General features: G+C 59.4%; 19 protein-coding genes and 1 tRNA gene. 6 read left to right on the top strand and 14 right to left on the bottom strand.

Translation table 11 applies throughout. The features are described from left to right. Positions 1-34: 34 nt before the first annotated feature. Complete coding sequence (locus D8M41_RS00120; protein ID WP_232617551.1) at positions 35-1030, top strand: hypothetical protein; 996 nt, start codon at positions 35-37, stop codon at positions 1028-1030. 177 nt (positions 1031-1207) lie between these two features. Continuing rightward, positions 1208-1909: a hypothetical protein gene (locus tag D8M41_RS00125; RefSeq protein ID WP_006888288.1), complete on the top strand. Its 702-nt coding sequence runs from the start codon at positions 1208-1210 to the stop codon at positions 1907-1909. A 69-nt stretch (positions 1910-1978) separates the two neighbouring features. On the opposite strand, the gene D8M41_RS00130 is transcribed toward D8M41_RS00125, so the two are convergent. Continuing rightward, the gene (locus D8M41_RS00130; protein ID WP_006888305.1) at positions 1979-2635 is read right to left on the bottom strand and encodes a class I SAM-dependent methyltransferase; all 657 of its coding nucleotides are present in this window, start codon (positions 2633-2635) and stop codon (positions 1979-1981) included. A 144-nt stretch (positions 2636-2779) separates the two neighbouring features. Continuing rightward, positions 2780-4891 (bottom strand): MauE/DoxX family redox-associated membrane protein, encoded by a 2112-nt coding sequence (locus D8M41_RS00135; RefSeq protein WP_006888307.1) that lies wholly within the window; start codon positions 4889-4891, stop codon positions 2780-2782. A 410-nt stretch (positions 4892-5301) separates the two neighbouring features. On the opposite strand from D8M41_RS00135, the gene D8M41_RS00140 reads away from it, so the two are divergent. Together D8M41_RS00140 and D8M41_RS00145 are read left to right on the top strand one after the other, a co-directional pair. Beyond that, positions 5302-5934: a DUF4097 family beta strand repeat-containing protein gene (locus tag D8M41_RS00140; protein ID WP_006888291.1), complete on the top strand. Its 633-nt coding sequence runs from the start codon at positions 5302-5304 to the stop codon at positions 5932-5934. A gap of 43 nt (positions 5935-5977) precedes the next feature. Then, positions 5978-6997, top strand: a complete 1020-nt coding sequence (locus D8M41_RS00145) for a zinc-dependent alcohol dehydrogenase (RefSeq protein WP_006888303.1) — start codon at positions 5978-5980, stop codon at positions 6995-6997. Positions 6998-7131: 134 nt separating this feature from the next. Here D8M41_RS00145 and D8M41_RS00150 read toward each other — a convergent pair whose 3' ends face one another. The 11 genes from D8M41_RS00150 to D8M41_RS00200 all read right to left on the bottom strand — a co-directional run bounded on the left by D8M41_RS00150 (position 7132) and on the right by D8M41_RS00200 (position 14460). Further along, positions 7132-7635 (bottom strand): hypothetical protein, encoded by a 504-nt coding sequence (locus D8M41_RS00150; RefSeq protein WP_006888298.1) that lies wholly within the window; start codon positions 7633-7635, stop codon positions 7132-7134. Positions 7636-7698: 63 nt separating this feature from the next. Then, positions 7699-8178 (bottom strand): hypothetical protein, encoded by a 480-nt coding sequence (locus D8M41_RS00155; protein ID WP_006888293.1) that lies wholly within the window; start codon positions 8176-8178, stop codon positions 7699-7701. A 130-nt stretch (positions 8179-8308) separates the two neighbouring features. Then, positions 8309-8824: a hypothetical protein gene (locus D8M41_RS00160; RefSeq protein WP_006888301.1), complete on the bottom strand. Its 516-nt coding sequence runs from the start codon at positions 8822-8824 to the stop codon at positions 8309-8311. Positions 8825-8888: 64 nt separating this feature from the next. Then, entirely contained in the window at positions 8889-9446 is a 558-nt protein-coding gene (locus tag D8M41_RS00165) for a chemotaxis protein CheA (protein ID WP_094757473.1), read from the bottom strand. 65 nt (positions 9447-9511) lie between these two features. Next, positions 9512-10009, bottom strand: coding sequence for a chemotaxis protein CheA (locus tag D8M41_RS00170; protein WP_094757474.1), 498 nt, complete (start codon positions 10007-10009; stop codon positions 9512-9514). Between the two features lie 177 nt (positions 10010-10186). Beyond that, positions 10187-11242, bottom strand: coding sequence for a ThiF family adenylyltransferase (locus tag D8M41_RS00175; protein ID WP_006888799.1), 1056 nt, complete (start codon positions 11240-11242; stop codon positions 10187-10189). Next, positions 11233-11988 carry a thiazole synthase gene (locus D8M41_RS00180; RefSeq protein WP_006888813.1) on the bottom strand — a complete coding sequence of 252 codons (756 nt, stop codon included), beginning with the start codon at positions 11986-11988 and terminating at the stop codon, positions 11233-11235. Before D8M41_RS00180 ends, D8M41_RS00175 begins: the two co-directional genes overlap by 10 nt. A 5-nt stretch (positions 11989-11993) precedes the next feature. After that, positions 11994-12191, bottom strand: coding sequence for a sulfur carrier protein ThiS (gene thiS, locus D8M41_RS00185; RefSeq protein ID WP_006888800.1), 198 nt, complete (start codon positions 12189-12191; stop codon positions 11994-11996). A gap of 59 nt (positions 12192-12250) precedes the next feature. Further along, entirely contained in the window at positions 12251-13306 is a 1056-nt protein-coding gene (gene thiO, locus D8M41_RS00190) for a glycine oxidase ThiO (protein WP_006888804.1), read from the bottom strand. A gap of 2 nt (positions 13307-13308) precedes the next feature. Beyond that, a complete protein-coding gene (locus tag D8M41_RS00195; protein ID WP_006888815.1) occupies positions 13309-13923 on the bottom strand; it encodes a thiamine phosphate synthase in 615 nt (204 codons plus the stop codon). 463 nt (positions 13924-14386) lie between these two features. Then, positions 14387-14460: transfer RNA gene (locus D8M41_RS00200), tRNA-Gly, on the bottom strand. A gap of 199 nt (positions 14461-14659) precedes the next feature. Between D8M41_RS00200 and dcd the strand changes: the two genes are divergently transcribed. Both dcd and D8M41_RS00210 read left to right on the top strand, forming a co-directional pair. Continuing rightward, the gene (gene dcd, locus D8M41_RS00205) at positions 14660-15259 is read left to right on the top strand and encodes a dCTP deaminase (RefSeq protein WP_126926198.1); all 600 of its coding nucleotides are present in this window, start codon (positions 14660-14662) and stop codon (positions 15257-15259) included. 43 nt (positions 15260-15302) lie between these two features. After that, a complete protein-coding gene (locus D8M41_RS00210; protein ID WP_238693444.1) occupies positions 15303-16667 on the top strand; it encodes a hypothetical protein in 1365 nt (454 codons plus the stop codon). 90 nt (positions 16668-16757) lie between these two features. On the opposite strand, the gene D8M41_RS00215 is transcribed toward D8M41_RS00210, so the two are convergent. After that, complete coding sequence (locus D8M41_RS00215; RefSeq protein ID WP_126926199.1) at positions 16758-18173, bottom strand: MFS transporter; 1416 nt, start codon at positions 18171-18173, stop codon at positions 16758-16760. Positions 18174-18213: the final 40 nt, after the last annotated feature.

The following is an 18213-nucleotide window of genomic DNA, read 5'->3' on the forward strand; positions in this document are numbered from 1 at the left end:
CGGGAATTACATACGTACTAATAGTGTACTCACTGTGAGCTATTCTATATCTATGCGTATTCACTCTCCCGTCGAGAAGCTCCTGACTGCCTGGGTTATTGGCGTTATTGTGTCCCTCGTGGCGGCCGCTGGCGCGCTTTTCGCCACCAATAAACTGGTGTACGGACCGGAGGGGAAAGTACGCGAATATTTCCACGCACTCCAAACGGGTAACGGCTCATACGCGCTGGGGCTGCTCGGGGCCAGAATCCCCGACGGGGACCCCGCTATGCTCGACGGCGACACGCTGCGGCGTGCAGCCTCAACCCTCAAAGATGTGCAGATTGACGTCATAGAAAAAGACCCCAACGGCAATAAAGCAACAGTGCGCGCCTCCTACACCATTGACGGCAAAAGCGAACACACCGATTTCCGGCTCCACCAGGCAGGCACCCACTGGGGGGTCTTCGACCGTTGGGATATTGAGTTGGGGGAGCTGCCCACCCTCAAAGTGAAAATCGCGGGGGTTGAGGCGGCCACCGTGAATAACCGTAAAGTCGCCGTCGATCAGGGTGAGGCATCGTTCCCGGTATTCTACCCCGGGGTGTACACGGTCGCCTACGACTCCGCAGTGTACACCACCTCAAAAAGCGTGCAGCAGGTGCTCACAGCGGATGCGTCCTCCCAGGCCGATATAGCCCTGGAACCAAGCGAAAAGGCGCTGGAATCCGTACAAACCCAGGTGCGTTCCTACGTTGATAAATGCGCGGCCCAAAATACCCTATACCCGTCCGGATGCCCATTTGAGTACTCCTTCGGTGGGCGAGTAGATGGGGCAGTGAAATGGTCAGTCATTGAATACCCGCAGCCGAAAGTAACCGCAGAATCAGACAAAATGTGGAAACTCTCACCCGCAGAAGGCAAAGTAAAAATCTCGTTCGAGCAGCTGGATTTATACACGGGAACCCATAAAGAAATAACAAAAGAAATCCCGTTCACACTCAAAGGCATGGCCGAGGTAGACGCGAAATCCGTGCGCGTCTCCTTCTGAAACACCGCCGGTATTATCCCCCCCGTTCCCGCCAGCAGGTAAACGCCCCGTATTCGCAGCGCCCACGCTAAGACCGGCTGCACCCCAGAAAACCACGTGCCCGAACGGCAGGAATAGGGCGGCAGAAACCGCGCGCCCCACTAGGCTATGAGCGCTCATACCACTAAAGTGGAGAGTATGGCAGAACGCGCACACGAAATCAGCAGCAAACACGGCACCGCCGAACACATCTACCACCCGCGCATCCGTTCCTACGGCAGGCGCGTCGAAGCGGCACTACCGGGCACCCTCACACTCATCGCCGCACTCGCCTTCCTCGGCTACAAACGGCCCGCCCTGCCCTACACCATAGTGACGCTGCTCATCGCGTTCTGCGCCGGTATCAGCCTCTACTCGGTGCTCAAACCCACCATTGTGGCTCTGACCGACACCCACGTGCTGCGTGCCCGCCTCATCGGCTGGAAAGCCGTGCCGCTCAAAAACATAGACCACACCATCCTTGTTGAAAAGCTCTACCCCAAGCAGGCGCACGGCAAAAAAACCACCGGCATGGGGCGGCTGCGGTACCGCCCCGTCCCCGCCATGTGGGCCATCAGCAAAAACAAGAAACCGCTCATGCGCCTGGACGGGCGCGTCTGGGATGCAAAAACGATGCGCACCGTCTCCTCAAAACTCTCGGAGCAGACCACCGTCTACCAGAAAGCGAACGTGCTCGATATTGATAAACTGCACCCGCACCTGATCACCTTTAACGAGCTGCACCCCGGCTGGCGCTCAGCCACCATCGCCGTGGTCGCCGCACTCGTCATCCTGCTGCTGGGAGCCGGGGCGCTACTGCCTGAAGAAACAGCACGCGCCATCCACCTGATTTCCTCATAGAAGCCACCTACACAACACAACGGGGACGGTACGTTCGACAACATACCGCCCCCGAAGCCTAGACGCACCCTACTTAGCCCGCGAAAGAACCGCCACCAAATACTCCGAATCCTCGGTGAAAGGACGCAAATCCCAGGTGCTGTAAGTGGCATCCACATTAAAACCGGCCTGACGCGCATCCGCAAGGAACTGCTCAAACGAATAATCCCGCCCAGGGCCGGAACCATATCCCACTACGGCCCGCCCGCCCGGGGCCAGCACCCGATAAAAATTCTCAACCACAGGGTACCGGGTAGAACGCGCCAAAAAGCCCATCACATTCCCCGAACACACCAGCAGCTCAAACCCGTCCTGACCGGCATCACCATTAAACCCAAGAGCCTGCGGCAAATCCGCCAAATCAGCGGTGACCCAGGAAGCCTCGGGGCACACACGGGTCGCCTCATCAATCAGCTCAGGGTCAATATCCACACCGGTGACGCGGTGCCCCAGCGCGTGCAGCTGCTTACCCACCCGGCCCGGGCCGCACCCGGCATCCAGGATTTTTGCCCCTCGGGAAGCCATCGCATCCAGAACACGTGACTCACCGCCCAGGTCGTTACCCTCAGCCTCCATCTGCTTAAAACGCTCAATATACCACTGCGAGTGGCCCGGGTCGTTTTCCTTCTTAATGAGCCACAGCGACTTTTCACGCTCGCCAGGGGCATTGAACTGTATCTCAGCCATCAGTTGCCTTTCTATAGGGTGGAGTGTGTGCACGTCTTCGTTGCGGGCGGGGCCGCGTGGGAGCAGAACACGGGTCGCATAAAGAGCATCACTGCGCTCTTTATGCGACCCGGTGTATCTGCTTTGCGGGCGCCCTCTAACAGTCTACTTCTTTGCCGCCGCCTTCTGAATAATCTGCTGGCTGCGCAGCTTCGCCATAGAGGCAGAAGCGGCACGTGAGCTGGGCTTCAGAGGCGGGCGCGTAGCAGCCTGAGGCACCGACAGCTCAGCGGGGGAACGCCGCGACTTGAGCATGCTGGCCCCCGGTGTGTACCGCTTACGCGGCCCGTTGAAACTAGCAGAAGGAGAAGTCACCACGCCGGTGGAAGAGCCAGCCGGTACTGGCTGAGCACCTGCGGATTTAGCGCGCACCGCCTGCTGCCGCATCCCCAGCCGGTACGCTTTCGCGGCGCTGGTGGTCTTGGCCGCCTCCGCACCGCCGCCTGCAGGCTGCGGCTTATTCGCGGGTTGTGTGGGCTGTACACGTGCAGGCTGGATCTGCTGTGCGGTTTGGCCCGAGCCGGTGCCGCCCTGCTGTGGCTGGGACGCCTTCTGCTGCCGCCCCACCTGGGCCAGGGGCTCGGTGGCATCGTTGGGCTTCTGCGTCGGCACCGGAGCAGTGGCCTGCGCCAAGTCCCCAGATGCCTGAGCGGCAGAAGCTGCCGGGGCTGACGTTTGAGCTTTCTGAGCGGGGGAGGAGGCGTCCTGAGCCTTCTGCTGCTTTGGCTGCTGTGCAGCGGCCTCTTTCGATGCCGTTGAAGAAGCCGCGGCAGGCTGCTGCGCTGCCGTATTCTTCGCGGTTTTTTGGGGCTGAACCGAACTCTGCGCGGGGGCGACCCCAGTGGCCGTACCCTGTTGGGGCGCTGCGGGCTGCTGCTGGGATGCACTCTGCCGCTGAGCTGCGACGTTTTGCTGCGTGGAAGCACCCTGACCCTGCGTGGGCTGCCTACCCGGTTTCACGGGTGCGGGCTGCTGCGCATTCTGGGATTTCGATACGGCAGCCTGAGGCTGGGTCGGCTGCTCGGAAGCAGGAACATTCTGCTGCGCCGGTGCGGTGCGGCCCACCTGACCGTGCGAGACATTGTCCACAGCGCCGGGCCGGGCCGGGGCCTGCGTCGCCGAGCCGCCCTGCACCGGTGCGCGCTGCTCTGAGGCTCCTGCTGCCGAAGCGGCGGCCTGAGCGGGCTGCGCCTCCTTGGGGGCGTTCGGGTCTTTAATGGCGCCGAATTCAACCAGCAGATCATCCATAAGCTGCTTCACGTCGCTCGTTCCCGCTACGGGGCCGCCCGCCAGCATCCCGTCGGAACCCAGGATCACGGCCATTGGGGTGCCGCGGCCAAAGTTGTGCATTGCCGCATGCTTGGGATCCACCAGCGCCTCAACGCCCTCATCCAGTTTCTCCAGCTTATGGGCCTGACGAATCTTCTCTTCACTGCTGAACACGGGGTGCAAACCCAGCTGCGGCAGCAGCTTCTGCCACCGGGGAATAGTCTTCAAAATAGGGGTGCATGAACCGCATGTGGGAGAAGCAAAAAACAGTACACGCGCCTGCACTCGGGACATATCGCGCAGGGTGGTCACACGCCCATCGGTCGTGTAAATAGAGGCGTAAGGGATGGGCACCCGCACATAATCCTCGGACTCATCAGCTGCGGAGGGCAGCACCACCTCGGGAATATCCGGGGCGGGCTCGGCCAGGGACTCGCCCCGCTGAATAGCCCACAGGGTCAGCGCGATCAGGCCCGCGCCAACAGCCCACAGCCACCCGGAACCGTTAAGGCCCACCAGCTCATACACCACTGCCTTCCCGCCAGCGAAGGAAGCCACCACGGTGAGAATACCCGCAATGGTCAGCGCAATATTACGGATCAGCGTGTAACGGCTCACCGGTGCCGCCGATTTCTTCCCGAAGCAGTTACAGCCTTCGGTGCGGCCGGTAGCCAACGCCCGAGCAATCACCACCAGGTAGAACACCATAAGCGCACACGAGGCTATGGCGAACACCGGGAACAGCGGGCCGGGGGCGAACAGAAGCCCGACGGCGAGCACCAGCTCAGCCCACGGCAGTACAGCGGGGGTGAGCTTCAGCGGCGCAACCGAGTCTAAACCTAAGTTCAGAATACCTTCAACGGTGCTAGAAGGGTCTTTAGCCTTAGCGATACCGCTGGCCGTGAGAGTAACAACAAGGATAGAAGTGCAAAGCAGAAGGGGAGTCATGAGTCCTTGAAAAATTGGGGCCAGAAAATTGTTGTCCTTCCCATACTACTCTCGTTACGTATAAAGATGCGCTTTAATTGCAAGGCTGTGCACATCATTTTTAAAAAATAGCGTCCCGAGGTGCGAAAAAACGTGTGAGCGAATGAATTTCAAGTGTGCAAAGACGAATATTTTTAAGCCCCCGAGCGGATATGTTAGGCCCCACCATGCATATAAATAGGGAGATTTGTCACACACACCGTTACACTGATGCTTTAGAAAAGTTTCAAGTGACAGGGGTAAAATACGGGTAAACGGGGCGCCGGATGCGGCACCACCCAACGTGCACCTGTACAGGTTCGTGCGTACCGCTTGAACCCTGCGGTGAGGCGCATCAGCGCCCGTCGCTACCGTTGCAGTGGAGGTTTCCCATGTCCATAGTCGTCACTGAACCTAAATCCCTGGCCCTTGAAATACTTGATCTTGAGACCGACATATTCGCAACAACCGACAAAAACACAACTATTGAGGTGCCCCATGCAGAACTTTTCACCGTGCGCACCGACGAAGGCGCCATACAGCTCACCCAGACAGAACACTACTGGCAATCACCCTTCGCAACCCGCCCCTCACTGCTGCACTTTCTGACACGCCCCAGGGTAAAAATCACCGTCCCCACCGGGACGTTCCTCGACGCGTTACGGGTGCGCACCAGCTCGTACTGCACTATCGGCGGGATGCACGCCAGCTACGCCGACCTGACCGCCACCGAAGGCACCATCCGGTGCAGGAACTCTGACTTTTCACACGTTCAGGCGCGGGCGTCATCGGCGTCGGTCCTGCTGGTGAACTGCACCGTTGATGAGGACGCAAGCCTTAAAGTGGCTGGCGGGGCGGTGCTCACGGTGGGCACGTTTGATGAGATGCCCGGCTACCGGGTGCGGGAGGCAACCGGCAGCGTGGAAATATTCGGAAAACAGCGCAGCACCGGCGACTCGTACGATGCCGAGAACCAGCCGAGCGTGTACATCACCTGCTCCGGCGGGCACGTGGAAGTCGAATAGGTGCAGCTTCAGCAACCAGGCTTATAGAAGGGGAGGAAAAACGATGAAAGCCAGTTTTATCACCGGAATCCGAAGCGCTAAAGTGCGTGAGATTGACGATGCGCACCCCCAACAACCAGATGAGGCCCTCATCCGGGTTGCCTATGCGGGCATCTGTGGGACCGACCTTGAACTGTACGACGGCACCTCAAACTACCTGCGGCGCGGCCTGACCCAGTACCCGCACCATTACGGGCATGAATGGGTGGGCGTGATCGAAACCCCGCCGCAGACTGTTCACGGCACTCAGCTGAAACCCGGTGCGGTGGTCACCGGAAGCACCATGATTCCCTGCCTGATATGCGATTTCTGCCAGCGCGGGCATCGGAACCTCTGCACAAACCTGCGCGAAGTTGGTCTCTATAAGCACGGTGGGGCGGCGGCGCAAAAGCTTGTGATGCCAGCGCACGTGCTGACCGTCATTGACGACGGCCCGGGTGCAGAGCCGCATCCCGAATATATTCTGATCGAACCCCTCGTGACGGTTCTGGAGGGCCTGGCGAAAGCCACCCCGGAACCCGGTGACAGGGTACTGGTGCTGGGCGGCGGCACGATCGGCACCCTCGCGGCACTGGTGCTGGGGCAGTACCCCGTTGAGGTGGCGGTGGTTGATCCCTCGCAGCCCGTGCACCTTGCCGAGCTTGGGATTAGGGCCTATAAAACGGTGGACTCGCTCCCCTCTGGGGACTGGGATGCTGTGTGGGAGTGCTCCGGCTCCGGTACGGCGCTACAGGCCACGCCGTCTCTGCTGAGGAACGGGGGCGCGGCGGTGCTGATCGGCTTCCCGCCAGCGCAGACCGGCCTTGACGCCTCAGAGCTTGCCCTGCGGGGGCAGCACCTGGTGGGTGTGCGCCACGGCATCGACCACTACGCGGCTGGTGCGCAGTTCGTGCGGGAGCACCGGGGCAAGCTGGGCGCGCTCATCGACCACAGCTACAGCCTCGACGATGCGCAGGCCGCCTTCGAACGGCTGGAAGCGGGGGAGCGGGAACGCCCCAAGGTGATGCTGAGTATCGATAAATAGTCCCCTAATTTTTCGCCAGAAAAAGGCTCTTTATTTCAATAAAGCATTAGAAAATCCGCTTTATTGAAATAAAGAGCCTTTTTAGGGACCGAACCTAACAGCCGATACCTGGCGCAGCTTGGGGATTAGTTAATTTACCCAACCCACTGGTTGATTTCGTTCTGCAAAGCCTTGATGGTTTGGGAAGGCGCATCAAGGCGGCCGTCTGGGGAAATCCCATAGTGGCTTTGAAGCGCCTTAATACTTCCCTCACTAATATATGCATTGCTCACGTAATCATTTTTCTCAAGTTTTACACCTAGCCATTTGTTCATCCAAGCTATTGTAGGTGAACCGGCAGGCTCGTACGAGCCATCCCATTCCCATCCACCGACAATTCCGGGACAGGCAGAAGCCATACCCGAAGGCTGTGAACTAATGACCCCGTCAACGACAAGGCCAGCGTTCATGACAGTGTTCATGAACCGCTGCAGCCCCGCGCTAGTTTCGGAGCCCCACCAGCCGTCGGTGGAGATAGCGTTTGCGGAGGTTGCGGTCACGAGGGTCGAGCCGAAGGCTACCAGCCCTGCCGCAGGAACGCCTATAGCGCCTGCCTTGAGAAGCTTGCGACGGGAGAGGTTTTTGTTTTCTGCGGTCATGATAAAAACTCCTTACACATAACGCACTGTGCACATCATGTGAATACTGAAATTCACAAGAACTTAGACGTACTGGTTGATTTCGTTCTGCAAAGCTTGGATGGTCTGGGAAGGACCGTCAAGGCGCCGATCTGGGGAGATACCATAGTGACTTTGTAACTTCTCAATGGTTGCGTCGCGGAAATAACGACTAGGGTTTCGCCATCCTAGCCATTTGTGCACATAATAAATTGTGGGAGAGCCTTTTGCGTCACTTGGCACCCATTCCCAGCCGCCGACGATTCCAGGACACGCAGGTGCCATGTACGAAAGCTGGGAGCTAATGACCCCATCGACAACAAGGTTTGCACCCATAACTGCGTTCATGAATCGCTGCAGTCCCGCGCTAGTTTCAGAGCCCCACCAGCCGTCGGCGGAGATAGCGTTTGCGGGTGCTGCGGTCACAAGAGTGGAACCAAAAGCAAGCAAACCGGCGGTGGGAACACCCACGGCGCCTGCTTTGAGGAGCTTGCGGCGGGAAAGTCTGGTGTTCTCAAGAGTCATAATTTCTTCCTTTTCATGTGTTGAGGCCTGTAAAGCGGATAATGAAACCTAAACTGGGGCGCATCCCATAAGGAGAAAAAACGCGCCCCAGTTAGGCAGGGTGTGGGTGGAAGGTATGAAGAAGAAACCTCTAAACCCACTGGTTGATTTCGTTCTGGAGAGCCTGGACAGTCTGGGAAGGGCCATCAAGGCGACCGTCCTCAGGGGTGCCGTAGTGGTGCTGCAGATAAAGAATATCTCCACCATCGAAGATAGGGGTCGGAGGATTCAGATCTAACCATGACTGTAACCATTTGATGGTGGGAGAGCCTTCCGCTTTGCCGGATTCTACCCATTCCCAGCCGCCAACAATTGCGGGGCACTGGTGAGCCACACGTGAATCCTGTGAGCTGATGACCCCGTCGACAACCAGACCCCTGCTAAACTCCTCGTTTGTGAGCCAGCCCTTATTCGTGACCACAGTATTTAAGAACCGTTGCAGACCTGCGCTAGTTTCAGATCCCCACCAGCCGTCGGTGGAGATGGCGTTTGCGGAGGTTGCGGTGACGAGGGTCGAGCCAAAGGCGAGTACACCTGCGGCGGGAACGCCTATAGCACCTGCCTTGAGGAGTTTGCGACGGGAAAATCCGGCGTGTTCATTCGTCATAACGAAAACTCCTTACACATAACGTACTGACTATATCCATGCGAATACTGAAATTCGCAAGAACTTAGACGTACTGGTTGATTTCGTTCTGGAGAGCTTGAATAGTCCGGGAGGGAGCGTCGAGACGGCCGTCCTGAGAGATGCCGTAGTGTCCCTGTAGGCGCTTGATGATACCGTAGCCGATCTTGGAAGAACCCTTCCAGCCGCTGGGGTCAAATCCCGCATATTGTTTAGGAGTCACGCCATCCAGCCATGCGTTCATAACGTGGATGGTGGGGGAACCTGTTGCTTGATTGGATTCTACCCATTCCCAGCCGCCGACGATTCCGGGGCAAGCAGGCGCCATACTCGAAGGTTGGGAGCTGATGACTCCGTCAGCAACTGTAGGGATCTTGCTCATGCTCCCAAATTCGTCGTTCCAGGTTCCGGTCATGATGGCGTTCATGAATTTTTGTAGCCCGAGCGAGGTTTCGGAGCCCCACCAGCCGTCGGTGGAGATGGCGTTTGCGGAGGTTGCGGTGACGAGGGTCGAGCCAAAGGCGAGTACACCTGCGGCGGGAACACCTATAGCGCCTGCCTTGAGGAGTTTGCGACGGGAGAGGCCTTTATTATCGGTGGTCATGATGATAAGTCCTTACACATAGCGTGCTGTCTTATGCAATGCGAATGCTAAGATTCACAAGAATTTTAGACGTACTGGTTGATTTCGTTCTGCAAAGCCTGAATAGTCCGGGAGGGAGCGTCAAGGCGACGATCTACGGGAATGCCGTAATGTTTCTGTAGGTATTCAATCCAGGCAGTGGTGATTGTGCCAAAAAGATTTTTATAGTTATAAGGTAAGTGTTTCAGCCATGCGTCCGTGGCTTGGATGGTTGGGGAGCCTTTTGCCTGGTTGACCTCTACCCATTCCCAGCCACCAACAATTCCTGGGCAGTATGGCGCCATACTCGAACGCTGGGAGCTGATGACCCCATCAACAACAAGGTTTGCGCCCATAACTGCGTTCATGAACCGCTGCAGACCCGCGCTAGTTTCAGATCCCCACCAGCCGTCGGTGGAGATAGCGTTCGCGGAGGTTGCGGTGACGAGGGTCGAGCCAAAGGCGAGTACACCTGCGGCGGGAACACCTATAGCGCCTGCCTTGAGGAGTTTGCGACGGGAGAGGCCTTTATTATCGGTGGTCATGATGAGCCCTTTCGGTAGGGGATGTCTCCCCATCTACCCTAGAAGACCCGTGCCATAAATCTCAAGCATTTACTCAGCAAACCTTAAAGTTTAATGTAAACGTTATTTTCCTGTTTTCAGGTTTATAACGCCTGTGGCGCACCCCTTCACGGCGTGAAGAAGCCGCACGATGGTGGGCTACACCCCAGTGAGCCTCACCCCATAATCTGCTGCAACTGCACCCCAATCCTTCATAAACTTCGCTGCGCGTGCCCCGGACTTACAAAACACGCCCACGCATTCCCCGGCGAGCGGTTTCAACATGGCGCGCACCGCATCCTCGGTAGCTGCAGACAGAGGAAGGTGCAGAGAATCCGGGTACTTCACCTGGGTTTCGCGTTCGCTCTGCTCGCGCACATCCAGCAGAATCTTCGGCAGTTCATAGGCGCTCAAATCCGTCACGGGCACCCGCTCCGGGTCTGGAGAGAGCGCAAAATTCTGGAAGGTACCGCTCAACGCCTCGTAGGTGAGCAGCCGCCCCTCAAGCGTGGGCAGCCCCGCCAGGAACTTGAGTGTTTCCGTCGCCACGAGCGAACCAATCACCGCCGTGGTAGCGCCCAGCACCCCCGCCTCGGCGCAGGATTCCAGCGTTTCCGGGATCGTGGGGAACAGATCGCGCAGATGCACCGACCCCGTGCGGAAGACGCTCACGCTGCCCTGATACCGCAGCACCGACCCCCACACCAGCGGAATACCGGTTATCTCGGCGGCATCGGCAATCAAATATTTAGTCGCAAAGGTGTCGGTACAATCGACGATCACCGCCGGGTTCTCCTCGGCGAGCAGGTCAAGAATCCAGGATGCCTCCAGGTACCTTCGATACACCGTCACCGTGAGTGCCGGGGCAATCTCGCGGGCACGATGCGCGGCAACCTCAGCCTTCGCCCGGCCGCAATCGGCGGCACCGAACAACGGCTGGCGCTGCAGATTCGACAGCTCAATCACATCGTGATCGACGAGCGCAATCGACCCGACCCCTGCGGCGGCGAGCGCCTGCACCACCGGGCACCCCAGACCGCCCGCACCGATAACGAGCACATGCGCAGTGGCGACCGCCTGCTGGTCAAAACCGGGCAGACGATCCTGCCGCGATATGCGCTCAGCTTCGAGTGCCTGCGCCTGCGCGGGGTTCTTTGGCGCTAGAATCTGTGGTGTGCTAGGCACCGAAGAGCGATTATGTGAGGTCACATCCATGACACCAGACCCTCCGCCGGGGAGGAAGCCTTCGCGTGCTCGCGCTGGGGAATCCTGCCCGCGCCTCGCGCCAGATAGCCTGCCTCAACGGCGGCTTTCATGGCTTGTGCCATCGCCACCGGATCCTGCGCACGGTTGACCGCCGAGGCCAACAGCACGCCCGAGCAGCCCAGTTCCATCGCAAACGCGGCGTCCGATGCGGTGCCAACCCCCGCATCCAGCAGCACCGGAACCGTGGCGCGGGAGCAAATCAGCTCAATATTGTGCGGGTTCAAAATGCCCAGCCCCGTGCCGATGGGTGAGCCGAGCGGCATGACCGCCGCGACGCCCACATCCTCTAAACGCTTGGCGATCACCGGGTCATCAGAGGTGTACGCCATGACCGTGAAGCCTTCCGCCACCAGCGTTTCGCAGGCGGTCACGGTCTCGCACACATCCGGCAGCAGGGTGTCTTCGTCGCTAATCACCTCAACCTTAATCCACTTTGTCCCCAAGGCTTCGCGCGCGAGCCGGGCGGTGATAACGGTGTCGCGCGCGGTGCGGCACCCCGCCGTATTGGGTAGAGGCGCAATATTTAGCCTGGTCAGAAGCGGAAAAATAGGGGTACCCGAGGCGTGCCTGCGCATCGCGACCGTGGTCATCTCGGTGCCGGATGCGACCAGCGCCTTTTCGAGCAGGTCCATGCTGGTGGCGCCCCCGGAACCCATAATGAGCCGGGATGAGAACTCTTTCTCAGCAATAATCATGGCTTCTACCCGCCCTGAACTGCGGTCAGCGCATCGACCCTAGCGCCCTCGGGAACTTCGGTACTCGCCCACCGTGAACGCGGCACCACAGCACCATCGAGTGCGACAGCGACACCCTGATCGGTGCCCGCCTGCTGAAGAATCAGCGCCTCAAGATTCGGGGTAGAAATGTCTAATAGTTCGCCGTTATAGGTTATTTTCATGGGTTATTCCTCTCGTTGTTAGTGCACAAACTGGCGGTATGTACTAGCAAAATCGCGTATCAGCGCTCAAACCTCTTCGGCGAGCAGGGCGCGAACTCCGGCGGAATATCTCCGCCCAAGAACACCTCCGCACCGGCTTTCCCAGCGAGTGCTGCCAGTAAAATTCCGTGCCGAAAATACCCGTTTGAGATCAGCTGCCGCCGCCCAGTCGCCGTGGTACGGTCACCAAAGATTGGCAGGTCATCCGGGGTTCCGGGGCGCACCCCCACATTCGACTCGATAAGCTCGCATTCTTCCACCGCAGGAACCACCCGAATCGCATCTTTGAGCAGCTGATACACGCCGTCCACACTGGGGCGTGTGCGTGTGTCCTCGCGGCTTGTCGCACCGATACACACCTCACCGCCAGGCCGCGGAATCACATAAATGGGCCGACCATTCACGAACCCGCGCACCACATGCTCCACCAGCGGATGCGGTGTCTGCAAACGCAGAATATCACCGTAAACCGGCCGCAGCGGATACTGCCCCGCCGCACCCAAACCGGTGCACACAATATCCCCAAAATCCGGGTCAGTCACACGCTCACGCACAAACTCGACCCCGCGCGCCCTCAACGCCTTCACGAGAGCCTGCATAAACAGCCGAGGCGCCACCTGATGATCGCCCTCAATCAACGCCGCACCCGCCAAATCCGGGGCAAGCGCAGGTTCTAGGGCACGCGCCCGGCTCACGGGAATCGCCTCGGCACTGCGGTTGAGCGAACGGTAATACTCAGAAACATTGCGCAGATGCGCCGCATCCGCACGGTCACCCGCCACCACCAACGTGCCGGTCGTATCGTAGCCGGTGGGGGCGTCTGTTACCGCAGCGAGCCTGCGCATGAGCGAAGGGTACGCATTCGCGCTGGCAACCATGAGCGGGAAAAGCGCATCCTGCTGAAACTGCACTTCGGCAATAGGCGCGAGCATCCCACCCGCAAAATAGCTGGCACCCGTGCCGCACTCGCCGGGGGTTGGGTCATAGACGCACACCCGCTGGCCGCGTTCGGTAAGCTCAAAGGCGGTTACCAGCCCAATAACTCCGCCGCCCACCACGGTAATAGCCTCTGCCATGATTATGCCTGCAATTCCGGGTTTTCCACGAAGGCGCGTGCCATTGCAACCCCGGCAACCCCTGTTTCGCGAATGCTCGGGCAGTCTTGCGGCCAAATATCACCGATGGCGACCACCGGAACCTTCGAGAGCTCGGCAAGTTCACGCAGCCCTTCAACACCCAGCGGCGGGCGGTTTGAGGCTTTGGTCGGGGAGGGGCGGAACGGCCCGGCACCAATGTAGTCGATCAGGTGTGCAACGGTGTTGGCGCGCTCAACAAGCTCGCGGGTGCCGGTGGTGAGACCAATAATGGCGTGCTCACCCAGCAGACGGCGGGCATCGGCGACGGGCAGATCGTCTTGGCCGATATGCACCCCGTCGATGCGCACCCCGCGAGCGCGCAGGGCAAGGGCAACATCCACCCGGTCATCAATCAGTATCTTCTGGTGGGGGAGCGCGGTGCACGCAATCTCTTCGGCAAGGGCGTACAGGTCGCGGGCGCTGATGGGCTTGGAGCGCACCTGTATGCAGGTGGCGTGCCGTGCCCGCCGCACCGTTTCGACGGGGTTTTCGCCGGTGACTAGGTACAGTGAAAGGTCTAAAGGTGTGGTGGTTTTGGCGGTGCTGTTGGTTGTCATGGGACCACGATTCGACTGTGAAAGTAGTACTTCCTGCGTGCTCACGCGGGCGTTGCGGTGATTTTGCGACGACGCGGCACACGCAGATGTTTCTCATTCAGGCTAACACACAACCTTTATCGCGGTTCTTGGCGGCGTTTTTATTGCTCTGACACGCTGCCAAAACCACCTGCTCGCGGGTTAGTCAGGAAAATAAAAAAGCTCTGGTAAATACCAGAGCTTTTAAGAGCAGCTGACGGGCTGGAGGGTGCGGATTCCGAGCGAGCGAGGTACCAAATCCGCGCCTGGAAGCGATTCCCGTCTAAAATTGGGCACACGAAAACCCCTAACAGAAGCTAGGGGTTTATGAGAGCGGCTGACGGGCTGGAGGTAAAAAATCGTCCCTGATGGGGCGATTTTTTAGTGTAAGCGATTCCTGTAAGCCTAAAAAAGAGGTCTCCAGCCGTTAGGCTGGAGACACAAGTGGAGCGGCTGACGGGAATCGAACCCGCGTATCAGGCTTGGGAAGCGTGCGCTCTACCATTGAGCTACAGCCGCGTATCCGTAATGGACATATCTAGTGTAGCGTGTGTTTGGGTTTTTCGCATACCGGCCGGGTGCGTGCCTCATCACCCCGCCCGCTAGCACCCCGCCGCCGTGCTGTTCAGGATCGATGCGTGCGCAATTGTGCGGCACGCCCTAAAATTTGTGGCGCTTCGGTGCGCACGGGAGGGGATACACTAGGTATCCTTAGAGAGTGCTTATCTCAGACCGCGATATACGACAGGAAATTGCTGACGGGCGCATCGTGCTCGACCCGTTCGACGACTCGATGATTCAGCCAGCCAGTGTTGATGTGCGCATCGACCGTTTTTTCAGGCTGTTCGATAACCACAAGTACCCGTACATTGACCCGTCACAGCCGCAGGAAGACCTCACCCGCCTGGTTGAGGTTGCCCCCGATGAGCCTTTTATTCTGCACCCGGGTGAGTTTGTGCTCGGCTCCACCTACGAGCAGGTCACCCTCCCGGCCGATATCGCCGCCCGCCTGGAAGGTAAATCCTCCCTAGGCCGGCTGGGGCTGATGACTCACTCCACGGCCGGGTTCATCGACCCGGGCTTTTCGGGGCATGTGACCCTGGAACTGTCGAATATGGCGACTCTGCCGGTCATGCTGTGGCCGGGTTCTAAAGTGGGCCAGTTGTGCTTCTTCAGGCTCACGAGCGAGACTGAGCACCCTTACGGTTCGGGCGCTTACGGCAACCGCTACCAGGGTCAGCGCGGGCCCACGGCTTCGCGCAGCTATTTGAACTTTCACCGTACCGAGATTCCCGTTACTGAGAATCCCGCAGATTAGCCGGGGTTTATTGTCCTGATGGCTAAGAGAAAAGAGAATACTGTTGTTCCCTACAATGGTTGTGCGGCCCGCTGGCGCCCAACTGAAGGTGGTGTTTGGTCCCGGCGCTGACGAGCAGTTCGTGAGCAAGGTGGAGCAGATTTGGGCTACCCTCGACCCGGTGCTGTATGAGAGCGTTGAGGCGGCTATTGAGGCGACCCGCTCCGTGGCGCATATGCTCGTGGCGCATGATGGCAGCAGAAACCTGTTTGATGAGGTCCCGCAGCTGATGAACGGTTTCGAGACCATGCAGATGGTGAACGTCACCCGTGAGGCTGAGGCGCTGCAGTCCATGACATCCATGCTCACGGTCGCTATGATTCAGCAGCTGGTGGGTGGTTCTAAGGTGCTGCTGCATGCTGCCGCCATTGGTGACCCCGCCACGAAGCGTGCCATTACTTTGGTGGGGGCATCCGGCAGCGGTAAAACCACCGCCTCCCGCTACCTGGGGCAGCGTTTGGCGTACCTGACGGATGAGACCACCATTATTGAGCGCACCACCGGTGCCGTGGTGCCGTACCCGAAGCCGCTGTCGGTCATTGTTGCCCCCGACGAGCCGAAGGAGCAGCAGAACCCCGCCGAGCTGGGGCTGAACGTGGTTGCTGCGGATGATCACAGCTACCGTCTTGAGCGTGTGGTGATCATTGACCGCCGTGACGAGCCGACCTCCCCGCGTATTGAGCCGGTGCCGCTGGCGCAGGCGCTTATGACGATCTGTGAGCAGACCTCGGGGCTGATGTTCACCCGTGAGGGGCTGCGCAGCATCGCCGATGTGATTATTGAAAGCGGCGGTGCGTGGCGTCTGGTGTATTCGGAGGTGCAGCAGGCTGAGCCGCTGGTGTATCAGCTGCTTAGCGGTGAGGGGCTGCCGGAGCGTGAAGCCGAAGGGTACCAGACGTTTGAGCCCGCAGATGCCCTGCCGAACGTGTTCGCTAACGGTACTGTGACGGTGGCTCGTGCGCCCGGTAGTGAGGGGTACCTGGTGGGGGAGGAGACGTTCCTGCTGCACCGCGGTGAGGCCCTGAACGAGCTGTCGGGGTTCGCAGCCGAATGCTGGATCGCTGCTGAGCAGCAGATCTCTTCAGAGACGCACTATGAGCTGCTGTGCGAACTGTTTGAGGGTCTGCCGCGGGATGCGTACGATACGGTGATTACGCAGCTTTCTGAGGCGGGTATTGTGACGGTGCGCACGGTGGATGACCCGCTGTACACAGACCCTGAACCGGCTGAGCTGGATGCCGCCGACCCGGATGCGGCCGCCTCCGAAGAGGATGCTCCCGGTAGCGAAACCGCCGCAGAAGATACCGCAGAAGACGCCGATGGGACTCCCGCAGGGGACACCACTCAAAACGCGGAGGCCACCGAGTAGGCTGGTTCGCAGACTAACTAGGCACAAACGCACCGGCCGCATCACAGAGTTATTTTGTGATGCGGCCGGTGCGTTGCGGTATGCTGCCCCTTACCGCCGGTGGGCGGCCTTGTGCTCTTTCCTCTCCCGCTTCACCTGTTTCTTCTCCAGCCGGCGGGCTTTACGCTGCCGCAGCGCCTCCGGCGACTCCAGCGGCAGGAGCATGAGCAGCCCGGCCAGAATCACGATCATAATCCCCAAGATGCCCCACACCTGGGCGTTGAAAATCACCACGAAAACACCGAACAGCATGGGGGCTAAGAAGCTTGTGGCCCGCCCAGTTGTGGAGTACAAGCCGAACAGTTCACCTTCCGTACCCGGGTCGGCAATACGCGCCAGGAACGTGCGGGACGCCGACTGCGCCGGGCCCACAAACAGGCACAGCACCAGCGCGCACACCCAGAACGTGCCCGGGTACGGGAACAGCAGCAGCGGGGTGGCGGCCAGCAGAATACCCACCAGCGAGAACACAATAATTTTCTTCGGTCCCAGGTAGTCGTCCAGGTACCCGCCAAGGATCGCACCAATAGCGGCCACGGCGTTACCGGCAATACCGAAAATAATCACATCAGATGTGGTGAAACCGAACGTGCCCGCCGCCAGGATACCGCCGAACGTGAAAATGCCGGTCAGCCCGTCACGAAACACCGCGCTTGCCAGCAGAAAGTACAGGGTCTGCGGGGCGCTTTTCTGCAGCCGCACAATGGTGCGCCACAGCTCCCGGTACGAGGCGAACAGTCCACCCTGGCGGGCCGGGGAAAGCCGCGTAAAACCCCGTTCTAAGAACTTCAGCTCACGCACGGGCAGCACCTCCGGCAGGAACCGCTCCCGACGCCGCATCCGCACCAGCAGCGGCAGGCAGAACACCAGGCACCAGAACGCCGAGAACAGGGCGACCGCACGGATATTGAACGCATCGTCGGTGCTGAGCCGCAGCCCATTCGGTTCAAGCACGAACCCCCACAGCACCACACCCAGCGCCAGCACCCCGCCCAGGTACCCGGCCGACCAGCCAAGACCCGAGATTTTGCCGATATTATTCGGGGTTGAAACTCGTGGAAGCACAGCGTTGTAGTTCACGAATGCGAATTCACTGAACACGCTTGCCGCCGACACCAGGCTCACCCCCAGCCACAGGTACGCCGGGGAGGGCGCAACGAAAAAGCACAGTGCCGTCAACGCCACCAGCGAGAGCGTGTTCACACCCAACCAGAAGACGCCCTTACCCGTTTTATCGGCACGCTGGCCGGTGACCGGCGCCAACAGGGCGATGAAAAACCCCGCAATGGTCAGCCCCAGCGACAGCGCCGCAGAGGTGCCCTCCTTAGACCCGAAGTATGCGCTGGTGAGGTAGACCGTAAAAATGAAGGTGGTCATGATGGTGTCGAAACTTGACGATCCGACGTCCCAAAGCACCCATGAGGCCACCGAACGGCGGCTGGTGCTGTGGTCAGGTGTAGTAGCCATGTTCTTTGAAAAGCTGTCAGGCGGGCGCGACCGTGCGCAT

Source organism: Rothia sp. HSID18069, assembly GCF_003989155.1.
Taxonomy (GTDB): domain Bacteria; phylum Actinomycetota; class Actinomycetes; order Actinomycetales; family Micrococcaceae; genus Rothia; species Rothia aeria.

Bases quoted from the DNA above. Each gene is read 5' to 3' on its own strand.
- D8M41_RS00125 (WP_006888288.1), top strand. From the start codon at position 1,208: ATGGCAGAACGCGCACACGAAATCAGCAGCAAACACGGCACCGCCGAA.
- D8M41_RS00130 (WP_006888305.1), bottom strand. From the start codon at position 2,635: ATGGCTGAGATACAGTTCAATGCCCCTGGCGAGCGTGAAAAGTCGCTG.
- D8M41_RS00135 (WP_006888307.1), bottom strand. From the start codon at position 4,891: ATGACTCCCCTTCTGCTTTGCACTTCTATCCTTGTTGTTACTCTCACG.
- D8M41_RS00140 (WP_006888291.1), top strand. From the start codon at position 5,302: ATGTCCATAGTCGTCACTGAACCTAAATCCCTGGCCCTTGAAATACTT.
- D8M41_RS00145 (WP_006888303.1), top strand. From the start codon at position 5,978: ATGAAAGCCAGTTTTATCACCGGAATCCGAAGCGCTAAAGTGCGTGAG.
- D8M41_RS00150 (WP_006888298.1), bottom strand. From the start codon at position 7,635: ATGACCGCAGAAAACAAAAACCTCTCCCGTCGCAAGCTTCTCAAGGCA.
- D8M41_RS00155 (WP_006888293.1), bottom strand. From the start codon at position 8,178: ATGACTCTTGAGAACACCAGACTTTCCCGCCGCAAGCTCCTCAAAGCA.
- D8M41_RS00160 (WP_006888301.1), bottom strand. From the start codon at position 8,824: ATGACGAATGAACACGCCGGATTTTCCCGTCGCAAACTCCTCAAGGCA.
- D8M41_RS00165 (WP_094757473.1), bottom strand. From the start codon at position 9,446: ATGACCACCGATAATAAAGGCCTCTCCCGTCGCAAACTCCTCAAGGCA.
- D8M41_RS00170 (WP_094757474.1), bottom strand. From the start codon at position 10,009: ATGACCACCGATAATAAAGGCCTCTCCCGTCGCAAACTCCTCAAGGCA.
- D8M41_RS00175 (WP_006888799.1), bottom strand. From the start codon at position 11,242: ATGGATGTGACCTCACATAATCGCTCTTCGGTGCCTAGCACACCACAG.
- D8M41_RS00180 (WP_006888813.1), bottom strand. From the start codon at position 11,988: ATGATTATTGCTGAGAAAGAGTTCTCATCCCGGCTCATTATGGGTTCC.
- thiS (WP_006888800.1), bottom strand. From the start codon at position 12,191: ATGAAAATAACCTATAACGGCGAACTATTAGACATTTCTACCCCGAAT.
- thiO (WP_006888804.1), bottom strand. From the start codon at position 13,306: ATGGCAGAGGCTATTACCGTGGTGGGCGGCGGAGTTATTGGGCTGGTA.
- D8M41_RS00195 (WP_006888815.1), bottom strand. From the start codon at position 13,923: ATGACAACCAACAGCACCGCCAAAACCACCACACCTTTAGACCTTTCA.
- D8M41_RS00215 (WP_126926199.1), bottom strand. From the start codon at position 18,173: ATGGCTACTACACCTGACCACAGCACCAGCCGCCGTTCGGTGGCCTCA.